The following is a 21,061-nucleotide window of genomic DNA, read 5'->3' on the forward strand; positions in this document are numbered from 1 at the left end:
GGAACTAACGCCAGCTGACGTAGATGGCATGAATCCCGGATGGCGGTCATGATCCCGACAATCCAAACGAAACTCAGACCGCCAAAATTTTCAGTGAGGGCTTGGCCCTGACCGAAGACTGCCTTGACACCACGGAGATCCATTGGTAGCATAAACTCCGAGTTTGAGGTGGTAATGTTTCAATTCGTTTTGGTCCATGGTCCACGCTGCGATGCCATCTCCTTCAGTTTTGTTCGATATTAGTACGTTTTAATTTAACCCTTTAGAGGAGGAAACTATGCCGACCTTTGTTAATCCTGAAAAATGCGATGGTTGCAAGGGTGGGGAAAAGACCGCTTGCATGTACATCTGCCCCAATGACCTGATGATCCTCGATCCCGAAGAGATGAAGGCCTACAATCAGGAGCCGGAAGCATGCTGGGAGTGTTACTCCTGCGTCAAGATCTGCCCCCAGGGCGCGATCACTGCCCGCCCGTACGCCGACTTCGCCCCCATGGGCGGAACTAGTATCCCCCTGCGGAGTGCTGAGGACATCATGTGGACAGTCCAGTTCCGCAATGGAGAGGTCAAACGCTTCAAGTTCCCCATCCGGACGACCCCGGAAGGCTCCATCAAGCCTTTTGACGGAAAGCCCGAGCCCGGTGATCTGGACTCCGAACTTCTGTTCACCGAGACGACCTTGGTTGCCCCCAAGGAAGTCTTGAACAAGAAATCCGAAATCGCCGACGCCGCTGCCACCCAGTGCTGGTTTGACGGTGGTTGCGAAGGTGGGAACCGCTAGGATTCTTCCTGGTGTTCGAACTAATCAAGCCGATAATTTTTAAGGAGGAAACCATATGCCTCAGATTCCTGTAAAAGATATTCCTAAAGGACTTGCCTTGGCCGAGCCTAAGATTGTTGAGCACGATGTCGACATTCTGCTCGTTGGCGGCGGCATGGGTAACTGCGGCGCTGCCTTTGAGGCCGCTCGCTGGATTGATAAGGTTGACAAGAATATCAAGCTGATGCTGGTCGACAAGGCCGCTTTGGAACGGTCCGGCGCCGTTGCCCAGGGCCTTTCGGCCATCAACACTTATCTTGGTAAGAACGATGCCGACGATTACGTCCGCATGGTCCGCACCGACTTGATGGGTATCGTTCGCGAAGACCTGATCTTCGACCTCGGCCGCCACGTGGATGATTCCGTTCATCTGTTCGAGGAGTGGGGTCTGCCTTTATGGGTCAAGAAGGATGGAAAGAACCTTGATGGCGGACAAGCCAAGAAGGAAGGGTTGGCTGTCCGCAAAGGTGCCGAGCCCGTTCGTTCCGGCCGCTGGCAGATCATGATCAACGGTGAGTCCTATAAGTGCATTGTGGCCGAAGCCGCCAAGAATGCCTTGGGCGAAGACCGCTACATGGAGCGCATCTTCATCGTGAAGCTGCTCCTGGATGCCAAGCAGCCCAACCGGATCGCCGGTGCAGTCGGCTTCTCGGCCCGCGACAACGAAGTGCATATCTTCAAGGCCAACGCAATGCTGGTTGCCTGCGGCGGGGCCGTCAACGTGTACAAACCCCGGTCCGTCGGCGAGGGCATGGGCCGCGCCTGGTATCCAGTTTGGAATGCCGGCTCCACATACACCATGTGTGCCCAGGTCGGTGCCGAAATGACCATGATGGAAAACCGTTTCGTACCTGCCCGCTTCAAGGATGGCTACGGACCGGTCGGTGCTTGGTTCCTGCTGTTCAAGGCCAAAGCCACGAACTACAAGGGCGAAGACTATTGCGAGACCAACCGGGCCATGCTCGCTCCTTACGAGAAGCGCGGCTATGCCAAGGGTCATGTCATCCCCACCTGCCTGCGGAACCACATGATGCTTCGTGAGATGCGTGAAGGCCGTGGCCCGATCTACATGGACACCGCCACTGCTCTGCAGACCACGTTTGCCACTTTGAACAAGAACGAGCAGAAGCACCTTGAGAGCGAAGCCTGGGAAGACTTCCTTGACATGTGCGTAGGCCAGGCCAACCTGTGGGCGGCTATGAACATCAAGCCCGAGGAATCAGGCTCAGAGATCATGCCCACCGAGCCATATTTGCTTGGTTCCCACTCCGGTTGTTGCGGAATCTGGGTTTCCGGTCCGGACGAGAGCTGGATACCGGACGAGTACAAGGTTAAGGCTGACAACGGCAAGATCTACAACCGCATGACGACCGTCAATGGCCTGTTTACCTGCGCTGACGGCGTTGGCGCTTCCGGCCACAAGTTCTCCTCTGGCGCACATGCCGAGGGTCGTATTGCCGGCAAGCAGCTGGTTCGCTGGGTCGTCGATCACAAGGACTTCAAGCCGACGCTGAAAGTTGATGCCGAAACCCTGAAAAAGGAAATCTATCAGCCTTGGTACAACTATGAGGCTGGCAAGGCCGCATCAACCGACCCCGTCGTGAACCCCAACTACATTTCGCCCAAGAACTTCATGATGCGCTTGATCAAGTGCACCGATGAGTACGGCGCTGGTTGTGGGACGTATTACACCACTTCAAAGGCATTGCTGGCCACTGGTTTCAAGCTGATGGCAATGCTCGAGGAAGATTCCAAGAAGCTGGCCGCTCGTGATCTGCACGAACTGCTTCGCTGTTGGGAGAACTACCACCGTCTGTGGACCGTGCGCCTGCACATGCAGCACATCGACTTCCGTGAGGAAACTCGGTACCCGGGCTTCTACTATCGGGCCGATCACATGGGGCTGGACGACGACAAATGGCATTGCTTCGTTAATTCCAAGTATGATCCCGAGAAGGGCGAGCTGAGCATTTTCAAGCGTCCCTACTACAAGATCATTCCTGATTAAACCACCACGATCGAACGGCTGCGGGGAAACCCGCAGCCGTTCTTTCAATATGATTTTTCCATGCATATGGTGGTCTGAGCCCACGCTCTGACAGAGAGTTGAAGTATGGGCTTGGGCCATTTTATGTATAATCAGCCAACGCTGTGATTGAACAACGTCCCAGGAGGAGAATCAATGTCAAACAGCAGCATCCTGGTCATAGGCGGCGGCTTCAGCGGGATCACAGCCGCGCTTGAGGCCGCTGAACTCGGCCATGAGGTAATCCTCGTCGAGAAGAGACCGTTTCTCGGGGGTCGAGTCGCTCAACTGAACAAATACTTCCCCAAGCTTTGCCCTCCTTCCTGCGGATTGGAGATCCAATTTCAGCGCATCAAAAAGAATCCAAACCTCAAGTTTTTGACCCAAGCTGAGGTGACTTCCGTTAAAGGACAAAAGGGAGACTACGAAGTTCAGGTCAAGATTAAACCACGTCACACGGCCCCAAACAGTGTTGACTACTCAGAACTTGAGTCCAAGCTGACCGGGTGTGCCAGCAACGAGTTCGAATTTGGCCTCGCCAGCCGGAAACCTTTGTTCATGGATGTGCCTTTCGCTTTTCCGGCCAGATACGCGCTCGATTCCACTCAACTTGGAGAGAGCGATCACACTGTTTTGAAACAGGATTCGACCATCGATCTCGATGAAAAAGAAAAGACGGTTACTTTCAACGTGGGAAGCATTATTATAGCCACGGGCTGGAAGCCATACGATGTGACCAAGTTAACCAATCTCGGGGCTGGGCAGGTCAAGAACTGCATCTCAAATATGCAGATGGAGCGATTGGCCTCTGCCAACGGGCCGACCAGCGGCCGAATTCTGCGGCCTTCGGACAAAACTGCTCCCAAGAAGGTTGCCTTTGTTCAATGCGCCGGATCAAGAGATGAGAATCACCTGCATTTCTGCTCGTATATCTGCTGTATGGCTTCCCTGAAGCAGGCATCATACCTTCGGGAGCAGTATCCAGACTCCATGGCTTATATTTACTATATCGACCTTAGAACACCAGGGCGTTACGATGACTTCGCCAAAAAGATTCTGTCTGATCCTGGAGTTCGAGCTGTCAAGGGGAAAGTGGCCAAGGTCGAGGAAGTCGGGAGTGACGTTTGGATCACCGTCGAGGATGCGATCAGCGGATCTAAATCGGTCGAACGGTTCGACATGGTGGTCTTGGCGACGGGGATGCAACCAAGCTTGGCGGGTGAGACTTTGCCCATGGATATCGAGCTCGATGCCGAGGGCTTCGTGGTCGGTGGCGACGAGCAGGGAATCTTTGCCGCCGGATGCGCGAAGCAACCTCTTGACGTGATGAAGTCGGCTCAATCCGGCACCGCTGCGGCAATGAAAGCGATTCAAACGGTGAGAGGGAGGTAGCAAATGGCCGAGAAAATCGGTGTGTACTTTGACGAGTCCGCCTTGGAGGGATGCCTCGACGCGGCACAGTTGTCGGAGGAAGTGAAGAAGAAGTGGGGCGATCTCTGTCCGGTTGTGAAAAGTCATGCGCGTTTAGCAAGCCAGGACGGAAAGGCCATGATTCAGGCCGACATCGACGCCGGCACCATCGACTCTGTCTGCATCTGCGGAACCTCACCTCGACTCGACTGGGATTTCTTTCAATTCGGGGCACAAGTCCTTGTCGGACGGGTAAATCTCAGGGAACAATGCGTTTGGGCCTATCAGGGTCCAAACGGCGAACACCCATCAAAAGATGAGGTCACGCCCGAGCTACTTTTCAAGATGGCCAAAGATTACGTCAACATGGGCGTAGTCCAGATTCAAAAGGCCAATGTACCTGTCCCGGAGGACATTGAGGTCAGTAAAAAAGTTCTTGTTCTCGGTGGCGGTTGGACAGGCCTCAATGCGGCCGTGGACGTTGCCAAGGCCGGGTATCCTGTGACCCTTGTCGAAAAGGAAGCTGTGCTTGGCGGATACGCTGCAAAAATGTATAAGACCATTCCGTTGTCTTTTCCGTATACAACTTCCGGTTCGGTCGGAATTCAGGATAAGATAGAATTGGTCAAGTCCAACGAGATGATCACGGTTTTGACGAAGTCTTCTTTGGAGTCGCTTTCCGGAATGCCTGGAAAATTCACGGCGACGATCAAGACTCCAGAGGGTACCCAAGAGCTAGAGGTTGGTGCGGTCATCGGAGCAACTGGATGGAAGGCGCAGGATACAAAGTATCTCGCTCCGTTTGGGTACGGAAAATTTAAGAATGTGATTACCTCCCAACAGTTTGAGGAGATGGCCAAAGCAGGGCAGATCGTTCGGCCCAGCGATGGCAAGGCTCCCGGAAGTGTTCTCTTCCTGCTCAGTTTCGGCGAGAAGCTCGAAGCATTTGCGGTTGCGGAAGCGAAGGCCAAGGAGGCTGCAGCCCAGTCTGAAGATAAGAAAGTGGAGGGCGAAGAGGACGACAAGAGGAAATTTGAACCGGTCAAGACCTATAAACACCTTCCATTTTCTTCAGAAATTGCAACCCTGACTGCCTTGAAGCAGGCCGGCTATGTCCGCGAGTTTCTGCCAAATTCTCTGGCCTACATCATGTATGAGCACATGATGGTTCCGGGCATAAACGAGCTGTACTATAAGGCGGCTCAGAACGATCCGGGAATTCTCCTCAGCAAGGGACGCTTCGAGTCCATTCGCGACGACGGCGACGATGACATGGCTGTTCGTTTTGCGGATACACTTCTTGGGCCTGAGATTGATTTGAAGAGCGATCTCGTGGTGGTGCCCACCGCGATGGTCCCCACTTCGGCTCTTGAGCCGATCATGAAGTTCAAATACCGGCAGGGACAGAGTTTCCCTGACTTGGAGCTCTTCGCTGGATTTGCTGACTCCAACTATATCTGCTTTCCCTATGAAACAAGAAGAACGGGCGTGTACATGGCTGGGACCGTACGGCAACCCATGACTCTGTCTACGGCGGCTACTGACGCCTCCGGCGCGGCCCTCAAGGCCGTCCAGTGTCTAGAGTCCGTCAACCGCGGCATGGCAGTCCATCCCCGTTCCGGTGATTTCAGCTTTCCAAAGTTCAACTTCGTCCGCTGTACCCAGTGCAAACGGTGTACGGAGGAATGTCCTTTTGGCGCACTCGATGAAGATGAGAAGGGAAATCCAATGCCTAACATCGGTCGGTGCCGCCGTTGTGGGACCTGCATGGGGGCATGTCCCGAGCGGGTCATTTCCTTCGACGACTATAACATCGATCAGATCGGCAGCATGGTCAAACAGATCGAGGTGCCGGACGAAATCGACAAGGGTGGTCCTCGATTCCTCATTCTTGCGTGTGAAAACGATGCGTATCCGGCCTTGGACATGGCCGCCTTGCGTGGAAGGCGCTGGAGTCCATATGTCCGGATCATTCCGGTTCGGTGTCTGGGTTCGGTCAACGCCATCTGGATCGCCGACGCCATGTCAAAAGGCAATGACGGTTGTCTGCTCCTTGGATGCAAGTACGGCGACGACTATCAATGCCATTTCGTCAAGGGTTCCGAACTCTGCAATCGCAGAATGGACAATATCGGAGAAACGCTCGGGAAGCTGGGCATCGAGACCGAACGGGTCCAGCAGATGCAGATTGCTATCGATGAATACGATCAACTCCCAGAGATGATTGACGAGTTCGTCGACAGAATCACGAAGCTGGGACCAAATCCGTTCAAGGGATACTAGGAGGGAATACACATGTCCAAAGCGTTTCAGGTTGCCCCGGACCTTGATTTCATCAAGGAATTACAACGCGTTGGCGGGGAAGATCTCAAGAAGTGCTATCAGTGTGCGACATGCAGCGTGGTCTGCCCTTTGTCGCCTGCGGACGATCCCTACCCCCGCAAAGAAATGATCTGGGGACAGTGGGGTTTGAAAGACCGGTTGGTTAACGATATAGACATTTGGCTGTGTCACAACTGCGGCACCTGTTCGGATCTCTGCCCCAGAGGAGCCAAGCCGGGGGATATGCTGGCAGCTCTTCGGAACATGGCTTATCGGAGCCTCGTCCAGCCATCGTGTATCGGGAAGTGGCTTAGCTCGGTTGTCTTCCTGCCGATTTTGATCGGGATACCGGCTGTGATCTTCGGCATCATCTGGCTGATCAGGGCTACGCAGTTGGGTACATTCTTTCCCACTGTTGACGGAAAGGTCGTATATGGAGCGCTTTTTCCCGGCGATTTTACCATTGATCCAGTGTTTGGTTTGACAGCTGTTTTTGTGGCCATCACCTTCGGAGTCGGAGTCAAGAATCTGATCGATGGATTTAATCAATCAGTCAAGAAAACCTTTGTGGTCGGGTACAAGCGTCCATCCCTGAAGGACGCAATAGTGGCCACGATTAAGGACGAGATCCTGACCCACGCCAAATGGAAAGATTGTGGACAATCAGCCGATGACAAGGAAAAGTTCACGGGACATTTGGCTCTCTTCTACGGCTTTGTTGCCTGTTTTATCGTGACCAGTATTGTCGCCATGGCCCATTGGGGCGGGAAGCTCATCCCGTTTCTCACCCCGGTCGGCCATACCCCAATGCCCTTGTGGAGCCCGGTCAAGATCTTGGCTAACGTAGGGGCTGTGTTGTTGCTCATCGGATTGACCTATTTGACCAGGCGCAGACTGAATCTGAACCCGGCCAAGACCAATTCATCATACTATGACTGGTATCTGCTTGGCGTAATTTGGGTGATCGCCGTGACTGGCATCTTGGCGGAGGTTTTTCGACTGTCAAACATTGCCCCCTTGGCCTACCTGATCTACTACGTGCACTTGGTGTCGGTGTTCATGATGATCGCCTATTTGCCGTGGTCGAAGCTGGGGCATCTCGTGTACAGGACCGTGGCTCTCGTCTATGCTCGATACGTAGGACGTCTGCCCATTGATCAGAACATAATTCAAGCTGACAAAGTCTTTGTCGTCTAAGCTCAAAGGAGGATGTGTCATGGCTGAAGCTCGCAAGATTTTCCCGATAAATACGTTCGTGTCGTGCCTCAAGGGTGAGGGGAAGAGTGCCTACAGCGAATCGACGTTGGAGATGCTGAACTACATGACCCAGCAAGAGGTTGATGAGGAGTTTGCTCCTTTTGCTTCAGCCTTGACCAAGGCATGGATCTACGAGCAGCATCCGGATCTGACCCAGATGAATACCACCCAAGTGTCAGGTCTTGGGCAGAACGTCTCCGTCGCTCCGCTTCCGACCTTGGCCCAGGCCGAAGCCGGTGAGATTTTTCAGAAATTGAGCGGGTATCGAAAGACATTGAAGGACATGGAGGCCAAGGTTACTTCACTGGAAGGAGCCCTTGTCGACAAGGATAAGACTATCGAAGGCCTTCAGAAGAAGATCAAGGAATTCGAGACCGAAAAGAAAAATGAGGCCGAAAAGCTTTTCATCACCTCTGAAAAGAGGATTGAAGAATACACTAAGAAGCTTGAGGAACTCCTTAAGGAAGTGGATGAAGTCAAGAAAACCGGTGTTGTTGTTGCTGGCGTCGCTGGAGCGGCCGCTCCGGCCGCAGCCGGTGGCAGCGCCGGGCCGGCCGATGCCGGGGCTGGATCGGATTTTGGATTCAGTGGCGGAGCCAACGATCCGTTTGCATCAGAAGACTGGTAGAGCTCCCCGGATTGGGGAAATGACGACAGGAGATCCCGGGCGACCAATAGGTCTGCCCGGGATTCTTGTTTCTTGACGGATTCAAGGATGGTTGGCAGTCAAGGCATTCAAAAGGCTTTTCCGACACCAAATATCGTCGAGCATTACATTCCAGTGCAGGATTGGCCGTGCCGGGCAATGAGCTCTTGGAAATATGCGATGGTCTCCGAGAGGCCTTCCTCAAGGGTGACCCGAGGCTCCCAACCGAGTTTGGTCTTGGCTAGTGTGATGTCCGGGCGTCGCCTTACAGGATCGTCAGTTGGCAGAGGCTTGGTGACGATCTTTGATTTCGAGCCCGTCAGGGACAGAACTAGTTCCGCAAGCTCCCTGATTGAAAATTCCCGGGGGTTGCCGAGGTTTACTGGCCCGGTGAAGTCGTCGGCCGAGTTCATCAGTCGGAGAAATGAATCAATGAGGTCGGTCACGTAACAGAAAGAGCGAGTCTGGGATCCGTCTCCGTAAATGGTGAGCGGTTCTCCGTGTATGGCTTGGACGATGAAATTGGAGACGACCCGGCCGTCGTTGGGGTGCATTCGCGGCCCATAGGTGTTGAATATTCGGGCCACTTTGATGCGCAGCCGGTGTTGCCTGTGGTAATCGAAAAAAAGCGTTTCGGCACAGCGTTTTCCCTCGTCGTAACAGGATCGTGGTCCGATGGGATTGACGTTGCCCCAGTAGTTTTCTGCCTGAGGATGGACGGAAGGGTTACCGTAAACCTCGGACGTGGAAGCCTGAAAAATTTTGGCCCGAGTTCGTTTGGCGAGCCCGAGCATATTGATTGCCCCATGGACAGAGGTCTTGGTGGTTTGCACCGGGTCCTGCTGGTAGTGGATGGGTGATGCAGGGCAGGCCAAGTTGTAGATTTCGTCCACCTCCACATAGAGCGGAAATGTCACGTCATGTCGAATGAACTCGAAGTTCTTGTTTTGAAAAAGGTGATCGATATGCATCCTGGTTCCTGTGAAGCAGTTGTCAAGGCACAGGACCAGACAATTCTGGTCCAAGAGCCGTTCGCAGAGCCAGGATCCGAGAAAGCCTGCCCCACCGGTGACCAGAACGCGTTTTTGAATATGCATGGTCAATCTCCGTTGTAGGTTGGTAAATCTTTTGACGTCGACAATCTGCCCGATAAGGTGGGCATATCCAAGTTTCACGTAGGATAATTTTTTATAGCTCGACAGGTGACAGGCGGCAAGGAGATGTGAAACCGTTGCGGTGGAGTCCGAATTGTTTGAGACCATTCCTCTCGAAATTGCGGAGATGCAAAAGTGCGCAAAAATGATATAACTTGACGGAATTGATCCGTATTTGACTAAAGGAATAAAATAAGAAGGAGAGATATTGGGATGAAAATTTCCATATTCGGTGCCGGATACGTCGGTCTGGTGGCAGCGGCATGTTTTGCGGAAAGCGGGAACACCGTGATTAATGTGGATGTTGATGAGCGGAAGATCGAAGGGCTGACGAAGGGAATCGTGCCCATCTACGAGCCCGGGTTACAGGAAATGATCGTCCGGCATCAGGAAGAGGGGCATCTTTCATTCACGACCGATATCAAACGGGCCGTTGAGGAGTCTTTAATTCAATTCATTGCGGTGGGTACACCTCCAGGCGAGGACGGTTCCGCGGATCTTCAGTATGTCTTGGATGTCGCAAAGACCATCGGACGATACATGAAAGGGTTCAAGATTATTGTCGACAAGTCTACGGTTCCGGTGGGTACTGCGGAGAAGGTTCGGGCTGCTATCAGCCAAGAACTCCAACTTCGAGGTTTTGACTGCGAGTTCGACGTGGTCTCCAATCCCGAGTTTCTGAAGGAGGGCGCAGCCATCGAAGATTTCATGAAGCCGGACAGGGTGGTCATCGGGACGGACAATGTCCGGACGGCGGAACTGATGAAGGAACTCTATGGCCCGTTTATGCGTAAGAACAACCGAATGATCGTCATGGACATCAGAAGCGCTGAGATGACCAAGTATGCAGCAAACGCCATGCTGGCCACGAGGATCACATTCATGAACCAGATGGCCTGCTTGTGTGAGCGGATGGGGGCCGACGTATCAGCCGTCCGCGAAGGCATCGGCTCTGATACGCGCATTGGGTACGATTTCCTCTTCCCAGGTCCCGGATATGGGGGGTCGTGTTTCCCAAAGGATGTCAAGGCGTTGATCAGAACAGCCGAGAACTGCGGCTACGACTTCCGTCTTCTGAAGGCTGTGGAGGAGGTCAACGAAGATCAGAAGTCGATTTTGGCGAAAAAAGTGATCGAACTTTTGCGATCGGACAACGATATGCGGCCTTTGGAGGGGAGAACAGTGGCCTGTTGGGGGTTGGCCTTCAAGCCTCGGACCGATGATATGAGGGAGGCGCCGTCCATTACCATCATTGAGCAATTGCTGTCGGCCGGGGCCAAGGTCCGCGTCCATGACCCGGAGGCCATGAAGCAGGCCCGGACCCTGTTCGGAGATCGAGTCGAGTTCGGTGTCCACCAGTACGACATCTTGCCGGGGGCGGACGCATTGGTGGTCGTCACAGATTGGGCAATGTACCGGACGCCCGACTTCGGACGAATCAAGGAGGCCTTGCGCCATCCACTGATTGTGGACGGCCGGAACCTCTACGAACCTTCTCGGCTTCGCCAGGAGGGATTCGGATATTTCCCTCTTGGTCGAGGCCAGATTTCTCGCGGAGCATTCCGTATCGGAGCGTAGCGGACCGGTTGACGAATCCAGAGCGGGGATCGATCACCCGAGGGCATGAAATCCGGCTTGATGGGCAGGACGGAATGACATACAGAGCGGGCTGTCCACGACGTTGTAACGAATCACTCCAACCCCCACGATATCCATGCCAAAACGCACCGATCTCAAGAAGATAATGCTCATCGGATCCGGCCCCATAGTCATCGGTCAAGCTTGCGAGTTCGATTATTCCGGGACCCAGGCCGTCAAGGCGCTCAAGGAGGAAGGATACCAGGTCGTCCTGGTCAATTCGAATCCCGCCACGATCATGACTGACCCTGAATTGGCTGACCGGACCTACGTCGAGCCCATTGAGCCGGAAACCGTGAGCAAGATTCTGGCCCGGGAAAGACCGGACGCCCTCCTTCCGACCCTGGGTGGGCAAACCGGACTCAACACCGCCGTGGCCGTGGCGGAGGCTGGTATTCTTGATCGCTACGGCGTTGAACTCATCGGAGCGTCTCTGGACGTGATCCGCAAGGCTGAGAGTAGGGAGCTGTTCCGTCAGGCCATGAACAATATAGGGCTGAAGGTGCCCCGCAGCGGTATCGCCAGGAACTCTCGTGATGTAGAAAAATGGGCTGGGCGCCTCGATTTCCCCATCATTGTCCGCCCAGCCTTCACCCTGGGAGGCACAGGGGGTGGAGTAGCCTACAACAGGGAGGATCTGGACCAGATCGCGGCTAACGGCCTGGCCGCCAGCCTGACTCATGAGGTCATGCTCGAAGAGTCCCTGCTCGGCTGGAAAGAGTTCGAGCTCGAGGTCATGCGGGACAAAAATGACAACTGTGTCATCATTTGTTCCATCGAAAACCTGGACCCCATGGGAGTTCACACCGGTGATTCCATCACGGTGGCCCCTGCTCAAACCCTGACGGACCAAGAGTACCAGAATCTCAGAGATGCATCCTTGGCCATCATGCGGGAAATCGGGGTCGAGACGGGTGGCTCCAACGTCCAGTTCGCCGTCAACCCGGCGGATGGGGAGGTCATGGTCATTGAGATGAATCCCAGGGTCTCCCGATCCTCGGCCTTGGCCTCCAAGGCCACGGGATTTCCCATAGCCAAGATCGCGGCCAAACTCGCAGTTGGATACACATTGGACGAACTGTCCAATGATATTACCCGGGAGACCATGGCATCCTTCGAGCCGGCAATCGACTACTGCGTGGTCAAGATTCCCAGGTTCACCTTCGAGAAATTTCCGGGTTCCAAGGACGTGCTGACGACGTCCATGAAGAGCGTCGGCGAGACCATGGCCATTGGTCGGACTTTTAAGGAAGCCCTTCAAAAGGGGGTCCGGTCGCTGGAAACAGGTATGCCGGGTATGGGAAAGCACTTTGGACCGATCACCAAATCGATCGACGATCTGCTGGCCGCAATGCGCACCCCCCACTCGAATCGGCTCTATCAGATTCGCCAGGCTTTGATTGCTGGCGCCAGTGTCGAGCAGATTTTTGAGGCCACGGCCATTGACCCCTGGTTCGTCAGGCAGATTCAAGACATCATCCGAACAGAGAACGAACTGAAGGCCTTCGGTCTGACTGAGACTCTGTCCACCGACGACCCACGCTTCGTCGGTTTGTTGAGAAGGGCCAAGGAGTGCGGGTTCTCAGACCGACAGCTGGGCACCGTCTGGCGACGAAAGGAGGGAGATATCAGGGCCTTGCGTAAACAGCTTGGCATCAGGCCAGTCTACAAGCTCGTGGACACCTGCGCGGCTGAATTCGAGGCGTACACGCCATATTTTTACTCGACCTACGACCAGGAAAACGAAAGCCGTCCCAACGAGAAGAAAAAGGTCGTCATTTTGGGAGGGGGGCCTAACAGGATCGGGCAAGGTATCGAATTCGACTATTGCTGTGTCCATGCGTCGTACGCATTGCGGGAAATGGGCATCGAATCCATTATGGTCAATTCTAACCCGGAGACGGTGAGTACAGACTACGATACTTCGGACAGGCTGTACTTCGAGCCACTGACCCTGGAGGACGTTCTATCCATTTTGGAAGAAGAGAAGCCCGACGGAGTCATCGTTCAATTCGGGGGACAGACCCCTCTCAACTTGGCCGTGCCCCTGCTTCGGGAGGGGGTCAACATCCTTGGGACTTCCCCGGACAGTATCGACCGGGCCGAGGACCGCGATCGTTTCCAGGCCTTGATCCGCAAGCTGGGCATCCTTCAACCGGATTGCGGTATAGCCCATTCCGTGGACCAGGCCTTGGAGATCGCTGAACGGATCACCTATCCTGTGGTGGTCAGACCCTCCTACGTGCTTGGCGGCAGGGCCATGGAAATCGTCTACGACGACGACGATCTCAGGGCTTATTTTCAGGAGGCAGTCATCGTCTCTCCGGAGCACCCGATCCTTGTCGATAAGTTTTTGGAAAACGCCACAGAGGTGGATGTGGACGCTCTTTCGGACGGTGAAGAGGTATACGTTGCCGGGATCATGGAGCATATCGAAGAGGCTGGCATCCATTCCGGGGATTCAGCATGTGTCTTGCCTCCGCATGGACTACCAGCGGCCATTGTCGAGACCATTGGCGAGCAGACCGTGGCCCTGGCCAGGGAACTGAACGTGATCGGGCTGATGAATGTTCAGTTCGCGGTCAGGGACGGACTGGTGTACGTTTTGGAGGTTAACCCCAGAGCTTCGAGGACCGTCCCTTTCGTCAGCAAGGCCACAGGCGTTCCTTTAGCCAAGCTGGCCACTAGGGTGATCATGGGGGCAAAGATCAAGGATCTCGATCCATGGTCCATGCGCAAGGGGGGATACTACGCGGTCAAGGAGGCCGTATTGCCGTTCAATCGTTTTCCGGGCACGGACACTATCCTCGGCCCCGAGATGCGGTCGACGGGGGAGGTTATGGGCCTGGACGTCTCCTATGGATTGGCTTTTCTGAAGAGCCAGTTGGCTGGGGGTCAGCGTCTGCCTGAAAGCGGTACGGTTTTCTTGTCCGTCAACGACAGGGACAAACCCCTGGCCGTGGACCCGGCCAAAATGTTTGTGGAGTGCGGTCTGAAGATTATGGCCACGAGAGGAACCGCCGAATATCTGAGCCGACACGGAGTGCCGTCTACCATGGTCAACAAGGTTTACGAGGGCCGTCCAAACGTTATCGACCACATCAAGAACAAGGACATTGACCTAGTCATTAACACCTCTTCCGGGAAGCGAACCATACGTGACTCTTCGTCCCTGCGTCAGGCCGCCGTCGTGTACGGGCTTCCGTACACGACGACCATAGCAGCGGCCAGGGCCATGGCCTGGGCCTTGAAACGCAAAAAAGATCGGGTCGTCGAGGTTCGATGCCTGCAGGAATACTATCAGTGAAGGCATGCCGGGAGGATTGGAAATGATCAGGGAGTATTGTGGTCTGTTCGCCATTTGCGGACATCCGGAAGCGGCCCGGATGACCTATTTCGGACTCTACGCCCTGCAGCACCGGGGACAGGAGAGTGCCGGGATCGTCACCTGGGACGGGGCTAAGCTCCGGGAGCAGCGGGGGATGGGATTGGTGGCGGACGTGTTCAAGGAGAATCACCTTGGGCATCAACTCAAGGGAAGCACGGCCATCGGCCATGTCCGCTACTCCACCACCGGGGCATCCTTGATCCGGAATGCCCAGCCGTTCCTTGTCAGATTTAGAAATATACACATGGCCATTGGCCACAACGGCAATCTCGTCAACGCTTTGGAGCTGAGGCACGAGCTGGAAAAGACCGGAACGATTTTCCAGACCACCATGGACAGCGAGGTGATCATGCACTTGATCGCCAAGGCCATGAACGGCAAGTCTTTGGAGGAGGCCGTCATGGAGGCCTGCAGGCAGATCAAGGGAGCCTTCAGTCTGGTTCTGCTGGCCGATGACAAGCTCATCGCCTTGCGCGACCCATGGGGGTTCAGGCCCTTGACGCTGGGGCGGCTGAAAGATTCGTATGTCTTGGCATCAGAGACATGTGCCTTCGATCTTTTGGAGGCCGAATATCTGCGCTGTCTTCGGCCCGGGGAGATGCTAGTTTTGCATGATGGGCGGATGACCAGCTACCAGTATGCTGAGCCGGCAAGGTCCAGCGCCTGTGTGTTCGAGCTAATCTATTTTGCTCGGCCGGATTCCCTGGTCTTCGACCAGGAAGTCTACATGGCCCGCAAGCGCATGGGTGCGACCTTGGCCAGGGAAAATCCGGTCGACGTCGACTATGTCATGCCCTTTCCCGATTCCGGAGTCTACGCGGCCGTCGGCTATGCCCAGGAGTCGGGTCTTCCCTTTGAGATGAGCATGATCCGGAACCACTATGTCGGGAGGACCTTTATCCAGCCTTCACAAGACATGAGGGACTTTGGAGTCAGGGTTAAACTCAATCCGGTCAAGAGCATGATCAGGGGGAAACGAGTGCTGATCATCGAGGATTCCATTGTCCGCGGCACGACCATCAAGACCAGAATCAAGAAATTGCGGGAGCTGGGGGCGAGGGAGCTGCATATGCGGGTGTGTTGCCCTCCCATCCGCCATCCATGTTTCTACGGAATCGATTTTTCCTCCAAGGGTGAACTGATCGCGGCCAATCACAGCGTGGCCGACATCGCCAGATATATCGGACTCGATTCCCTGCACTATCTCAGCATTCCCGGACTTCTCGCGGCTGTCGGTCGGGACGAACAAGAGAAGCAATCCTTTTGCCTTGCCTGCTTCAATGCTGACTATCCGGTTCCGACAGAAGGGCACAAGGGGAAGATGTGTCTCGAAGACTAGCTGAGGGTGATTTTACCCTAAGCCCCGAGGAATGGATTGAAAACGGCAGGAGGGTGTTGGACATCGAGGTCGAGGGCTTGCGTGCCGTTAGGGACGCCCTGGACGACTCGTTTGCTCGCGCACTGGAGATCATGGCCGGGTGCAGGGGCCGGGTCGTGGTCTGCGGCATAGGCAAGTCCGGACTCGTAGGCAGAAAAATTGCGGCCACATTGAGCAGTACCGGCACTGCAGCGTATTTTCTTCATCCGGTTGAAGGGGCCCATGGAGATATGGGCATGCTCAGGCCCGAAGATGTCTGCCTGGCTATTTCCTACAGCGGAGAGACCGACGAACTGAACGCCATCCTTCCGACCCTGCGGTCGTTGGGAATTCAGGTCGTCGGCATCACAGGTGTCTCGGATTCGACCATGGCCTCCCTCTGCGACGTGGTACTTACGGCCCGGGTGCCCAGGGAGGCCTGTCCGTTTGGCCTTGCGCCCACGGCCAGTACCACCGCCGCCTTGGCCCTGGGCGATGCCTTGGCTGTAAGCATGATTTCCATCAAGGCCTTCGACGTTGGAGATTTTCGGCGCAACCACCCGGGTGGAGCCTTGGGGCAGCGTCTGGCCAGACGGATAGGGGACCTCATGCATAAGGATGGGTTGCCCGTGGTCCATCCCGACCGGAGTTTAGAAGAGGCCTTGACGATTTTGAATCACGGAGGGCTTGGGGCGGTTCTAGTGGCGGACGAGGATGTTCGGCTTCAAGGAATCGTCACGGATGGTGACATCCGAAGACTGGTCTGCTCCGGCGGTCTTCAACTCGAGAGACCGGTCGGGGAGGTGATGATCCGTAATCCCCTGACTGGGGAGGAGGGGGAGAGTTCGGCTCGTATCCTGGATGTCATGGAATCTCGGACCATCACCGTTCTGCCCATTGTCGACAAGGAGGGGCACGTCCGGGGCCTCGTCCACATTCATGATCTTCTTGGCAAGGGAAGATTTCGTTTTTCCGGCTGAGGCCATTATGCTGCCGCTTGGTTATCCAGTAGAGGGCAGCGATCCTGGGGTATGCGCCAGATGCGCCACCCTGGGAGAGACCTGCTGTTTTGTTCCCTCCGGACTGGAAGGGTTCTGCTTCCCCCTGTCTCAGCCCGAGGAGATTCGCATCCGTAAGACCCTGGGAAACCGGGCCGTTGAATTTTCAGTCCTTGTGCCCAATAGTGAAGCTTTTGTCAGGACACTGGGACGGCTTTTGCCCGACTCGCCGATCCGTCTCCGTTTTCCGTCAACTGCTCATCATCGGCGGCTGAAGACATCGGAAGGGCGATGTTTTTTTCTTGGCCCATCAGGCTGTTCGCTTCCCAGGGAAGCGAGACCTCTGTATTGCCGTTTGTTCCCCTTCTGGATGGACAACCGCAGAATCGTCCTGATGGATGCTCCGAATTGTTTGGCCTGCAGAAAAACAAACGATGTCCGTGCACTGTGCCGAGAGATGAACGTAACGCCAGTTGATGTCCAGACGGTTTTTTCGGATCTGCTCTCATGCTGGGGGCTGATCTGACCGGTTTGGTACGAACCCGATGAAAACATTTCTCAAGATCATTTCTGTACTCATTCTCCTTGGATGTGTTGCTGCCGTGGCTGGAGCCGTGGGGCTCTACTTCTGGGCCGCCAGAGATTTGCCCAGTTTCCGGAAGATAACGGACTACTCTCCGCCTCTGGTTACAACAGTGTGGACAGGCGACGGAGAGGTTCTCGGGTATTTTCATCGGGAAAAACGTTTTCTCGTCTCTTTGGACATAATTTCAAGGAATGTACCCAAGGCCTTTCTGGCCGCCGAGGATAGCGGTTTCTACATCCACGAAGGAGTTGACATCCCAGGAATCGTCAGGGCGGCGCTCAAGAATTTTCTGGCCGGAGAAATCGTCCAAGGCGGTAGTACCATAACTCAGCAGGTCATCAAATCGCTCCTGTTGACTCCTGAGCGGAGTTATTCGAGAAAGTTGAAAGAGGTCATTCTGGCCTACAGGCTGGAGCGATACCTGTCCAAAGACGAAATTTTGACCATCTATCTCAATCAGATTTATTTTGGGGCTGGAGCCTACGGCATCGAAGCCGCAGCCAGGGAATACTTCGCCGTCCATGCCTCCGATCTGACTTTGGCCCAGGCGGCCTTGTTGGCCGGCCTTCCCAAGGCCCCGTCCAGCTACAACCCCTATCGAAATGCCGAATTGGCCCTGACCCGACAGAGATACGTTCTCGGACGTCTTCTGGAGCTGAGGTGGATTGAACAGGATGAGTTCGATCAAGCGATTCAGGAGGAACTTGTTTTTAAGAGCATGGCCGACCCTTCTTGGAGCCAAGGGGCCTATTACCTTGAGGAGGTTCGAAGAAGGCTTGTTGCTTTGTTCGGCGAGGATGAGGTCTATACGGGCGGGTTGAACGTGTACACTGGAGCCAGATTGACCCATCTCTTGGCGGGCGAATCCGCTTTGAGAGAGGGGCTACAGGCCTCATCCAAGCGCAGGGGCTGGAAGGGCGCGGTCGATCACCTGGAACCCGGCCGATGGGAGGCCTTTCTTGAGACCGAGGAAGTCCATCCCGACAGCCTGGCAGAAGGTGAATGGTTCAAGGTTCTCGTGACCGGAGTGGACGAAAAAGGGGCTGATGTTCGCTTGGGCTCCCTCAAGGGGCGGATAGCCACTGAAACTTTGGGCTGGGCCCGGAATCCCGATCCATCCAAGGCCACTGAAAACGTCCCGTCGATCAAAGATGCCAGAAAGGTTCTTGTCGTCGGAGACGTGGTCTGGGCCTCCATTGCCGGACGTCAGATCAAGGAGGGGCAGCCTTGGCCCCTGGCCCTTGAACAGGAGCCCGAAGTGGAGGGTGCCTTGGTTTCCATTGATCCGAGAACCGGCGAGGTTGTTTCCCTGGTCGGGGGGTATGATTTTTTTCGCAGCCAGTTCAACAGAACCACGCAGGCCCGCAGACAACCCGGTTCCGGGTTCAAGCCGATCGTCTATTCGGCCGCCATCGACAAAGGACATACGGCGGCCTCGGTCTTGCTGGACGCCCCCCTAGTCTACGCGAGTGAGGATTTGAACGCGACATGGAGACCGTCAAATTTCGAGGGGGTTTTTTATGGGCCGACCCTTTTACACACGGCTTTGGTCAAATCCAGGAATCTAGTCACTATCCGGTTGGCCGAGAGTATCGGCATCGGCACCATCATCGAACGGGCCAAGGCACTTGGCCTCGACGCCGACTTTCCAAGAGATTTATCGGTGAGCCTCGGTTCGGCGTCGGTTACTCCTCTCAATCTGGCCGAAGCCTTCACGGCCTTCGCCCGGGATGGGACCCGGATATCTTCGAGGACCATCCTTCGGGTCGATGATGGTTGGGGCAGGGAGATCTTTCGGGCTTCAGATGAAGCCGTTTCGGCCATAAGCCCTCAAACAGCCTTCATTATTACGAGTATTCTTCAAGAAGTGGTCCAGTCCGGAACCGGTTGGCGGGCCAAATCTCTCGGACGGCCTATCGCCGGCAAGACTGGGACCACGAATGACGAGCGGGATGCCTGGTTCATCGGGTTCACCCCGTACCTTTTGACCGTGGTTTATGTCGGTTTCGACGATATGCGGCCCATGGGCAGATACGAAACCGGGGCCAGGGCTGCTTTGCCTGCTTGGGTTCAGTATCGGCAGGTTGTCGAGGACAACTATCCGGTCGAGGATTTCGTCAAGCCTCCCGGCATCGTCATGATCAAGGTCGATCTCGAAAACGGTTTGTTGGCTGGCCCATGGTCCAAGGAAACGGCCTTTCTTCCTTTCAAATCCGGCACTGAGCCGACCAGGGCCAGTCCCCGCCCTGGTGATGCCGACGACTTACCAGGATCGGGGATCGACGCTAGGCAGGCGGCCGAAGAGGCCCTCCTGAAACAGGTGTTCTGATGGGCAAGGAGCGGAAGGAAGCTGTTCGGGCCGGTTTTTCCAAAATCGGTTCCGTGGTTGCGGGGTTGGTCGTCGAGGCGATTCGAGTCAGTCTGCCCCTGTACCGGGTGATGATTCCAATACTTATCCTCGTTCGCATTCTGCAAGAATTCGGAGGGATTTCGTGGCTGGCCGAGCAGCTTTCGCCTTTGATGTCCATGGTCGGTCTTCCAGGAGATACAGGTATTGTCTGGGCCACGGCCATGATCAACAACATCTACGGGGCCATGATTGTCTTCGTCACTCTGGCTCCGGAATTGTCCCTGACCACGGCTCAGGTAACAGTCTTGAGCACGATGATTCTCGTCGCCCACTCCTTGCCTGTGGAGCTTCAGATCGCGCGCAGGGCAGGAGTGGGCATGGTCTTTCAGCTTCTGGTTCGTTTCTGCGGGGCACTCGTCCTTGGTGCAATTCTGGACAAAATGTATCGGGCCGGGGGATGGTTGCAGGATCCATGTTCGGTTTTTTGGCAGCCGGCTTCGGTCGTCGGAGGAGACTGGATCTCCTGGGGACTAGATCAGGTTTGGAATTTGGCCATCATTTTTGTCATCGTTTTTGGCTTAGTGACGGTCATGAGGTTTTTCGACCGGCTACGAGTCACGGATTTTCTGGTCCGAATTTTGGCCCCGGTTCTTTCCAGCCTGGGCATCGGCAGGGCGGCGACCCCTATTACGATAGTTGGCATGGTTTTGGGCCTCGGCTACGGGGGAGGCCTGATCATCCGTGAGGCTTCGACGGGCAAGATCCATCCACGGGATGTCTTTTTTGCCGTGACCTTGATGGGTCTGTCCCACAGCGTAATCGAGGATACGCTTTTGATGATGGTCCTCGGAGCGCACATGTCAGGACTGCTCTGGGCCCGATTAGGATTTACTCTGCTCGTGGTGTTTGCCCTTGTCAGAGTAGTCAATCATATGGGGGACAGATCTTTCAGCCGTTTTTTGGGTCGATCGTCTATCAAGGCTGACGGCGCGATCCATATGGCTGGAAGATGAGTGCATACTGCGTTGCTGTATGAATTTTGTGGCGTACTGATCATGCGTGCCTCGATAGTTTATTTGTATGGAAGAAATCAAAACGAGATTAGGTTA

At 55.0% G+C, this 21,061-nt stretch carries 13 protein-coding genes; 12 read left to right on the forward strand and 1 reads right to left on the reverse strand.

Translation table 11 applies throughout. From position 1 onward, the window contains the following. The first annotated feature begins 277 nt into the window (after positions 1-277). The 6 genes from aprB (at position 278) to EOM25_04230 (ending at position 8,463) form a co-directional block, all read left to right on the forward strand. A complete protein-coding gene (gene aprB / locus EOM25_04205) occupies positions 278-781 on the forward strand; it encodes an adenylyl-sulfate reductase subunit beta (GenBank protein ID NCC24394.1) in 504 nt (167 codons plus the stop codon). Between the two features lie 55 nt (positions 782-836). Further along, on the forward strand, positions 837-2,828 hold the full coding sequence (locus tag EOM25_04210; protein ID NCC24395.1) for an adenylyl-sulfate reductase subunit alpha: 1,992 nt from the start codon (positions 837-839) through the stop codon (positions 2,826-2,828). Between the two features lie 174 nt (positions 2,829-3,002). After that, positions 3,003-4,238 (forward strand): CoB--CoM heterodisulfide reductase iron-sulfur subunit A family protein, encoded by a 1,236-nt coding sequence (locus EOM25_04215; GenBank protein ID NCC24396.1) that lies wholly within the window; start codon positions 3,003-3,005, stop codon positions 4,236-4,238. Between the two features lie 3 nt (positions 4,239-4,241). Beyond that, the gene (locus tag EOM25_04220; GenBank protein ID NCC24397.1) at positions 4,242-6,539 is read left to right on the forward strand and encodes a hydrogenase iron-sulfur subunit; all 2,298 of its coding nucleotides are present in this window, start codon (positions 4,242-4,244) and stop codon (positions 6,537-6,539) included. A gap of 12 nt (positions 6,540-6,551) precedes the next feature. Beyond that, positions 6,552-7,775, forward strand: a complete 1,224-nt coding sequence (locus EOM25_04225; protein NCC24398.1) for a heterodisulfide reductase subunit E — start codon at positions 6,552-6,554, stop codon at positions 7,773-7,775. A 19-nt stretch (positions 7,776-7,794) separates the two neighbouring features. Continuing rightward, complete coding sequence (locus tag EOM25_04230) at positions 7,795-8,463, forward strand: hypothetical protein (protein NCC24399.1); 669 nt, start codon at positions 7,795-7,797, stop codon at positions 8,461-8,463. 143 nt (positions 8,464-8,606) lie between these two features. Here EOM25_04230 and EOM25_04235 read toward each other — a convergent pair whose 3' ends face one another. Next, positions 8,607-9,578, reverse strand: coding sequence for an SDR family oxidoreductase (locus EOM25_04235; protein NCC24400.1), 972 nt, complete (start codon positions 9,576-9,578; stop codon positions 8,607-8,609). Between the two features lie 270 nt (positions 9,579-9,848). On the opposite strand from EOM25_04235, the gene EOM25_04240 reads away from it, so the two are divergent. The 6 genes from EOM25_04240 to EOM25_04265 all read left to right on the forward strand — a co-directional run bounded on the left by EOM25_04240 (position 9,849) and on the right by EOM25_04265 (position 20,965). Next, positions 9,849-11,213 (forward strand): UDP-glucose/GDP-mannose dehydrogenase family protein, encoded by a 1,365-nt coding sequence (locus EOM25_04240; protein NCC24401.1) that lies wholly within the window; start codon positions 9,849-9,851, stop codon positions 11,211-11,213. 136 nt (positions 11,214-11,349) lie between these two features. Next, positions 11,350-14,580 (forward strand): carbamoyl-phosphate synthase large subunit, encoded by a 3,231-nt coding sequence (locus EOM25_04245; GenBank protein ID NCC24402.1) that lies wholly within the window; start codon positions 11,350-11,352, stop codon positions 14,578-14,580. A gap of 22 nt (positions 14,581-14,602) precedes the next feature. Further along, complete coding sequence (locus EOM25_04250; protein ID NCC24403.1) at positions 14,603-16,000, forward strand: amidophosphoribosyltransferase; 1,398 nt, start codon at positions 14,603-14,605, stop codon at positions 15,998-16,000. Beyond that, the gene (locus tag EOM25_04255; GenBank protein NCC24404.1) at positions 15,985-16,998 is read left to right on the forward strand and encodes a KpsF/GutQ family sugar-phosphate isomerase; all 1,014 of its coding nucleotides are present in this window, start codon (positions 15,985-15,987) and stop codon (positions 16,996-16,998) included. Before EOM25_04250 ends, EOM25_04255 begins: the two co-directional genes overlap by 16 nt. A gap of 563 nt (positions 16,999-17,561) precedes the next feature. Continuing rightward, positions 17,562-19,931 (forward strand): PBP1A family penicillin-binding protein, encoded by a 2,370-nt coding sequence (locus tag EOM25_04260; GenBank protein ID NCC24405.1) that lies wholly within the window; start codon positions 17,562-17,564, stop codon positions 19,929-19,931. After that, entirely contained in the window at positions 19,931-20,965 is a 1,035-nt protein-coding gene (locus EOM25_04265) for a hypothetical protein (GenBank protein NCC24406.1), read from the forward strand. The genes EOM25_04260 and EOM25_04265 overlap by 1 nt, the downstream gene beginning before the upstream one ends. Positions 20,966-21,061: the final 96 nt, after the last annotated feature.

It is taken from the genome of Deltaproteobacteria bacterium (assembly GCA_009929795.1).
Classification (GTDB): Bacteria; Desulfobacterota; Desulfovibrionia; order Desulfovibrionales; family Desulfomicrobiaceae; genus RZZR01.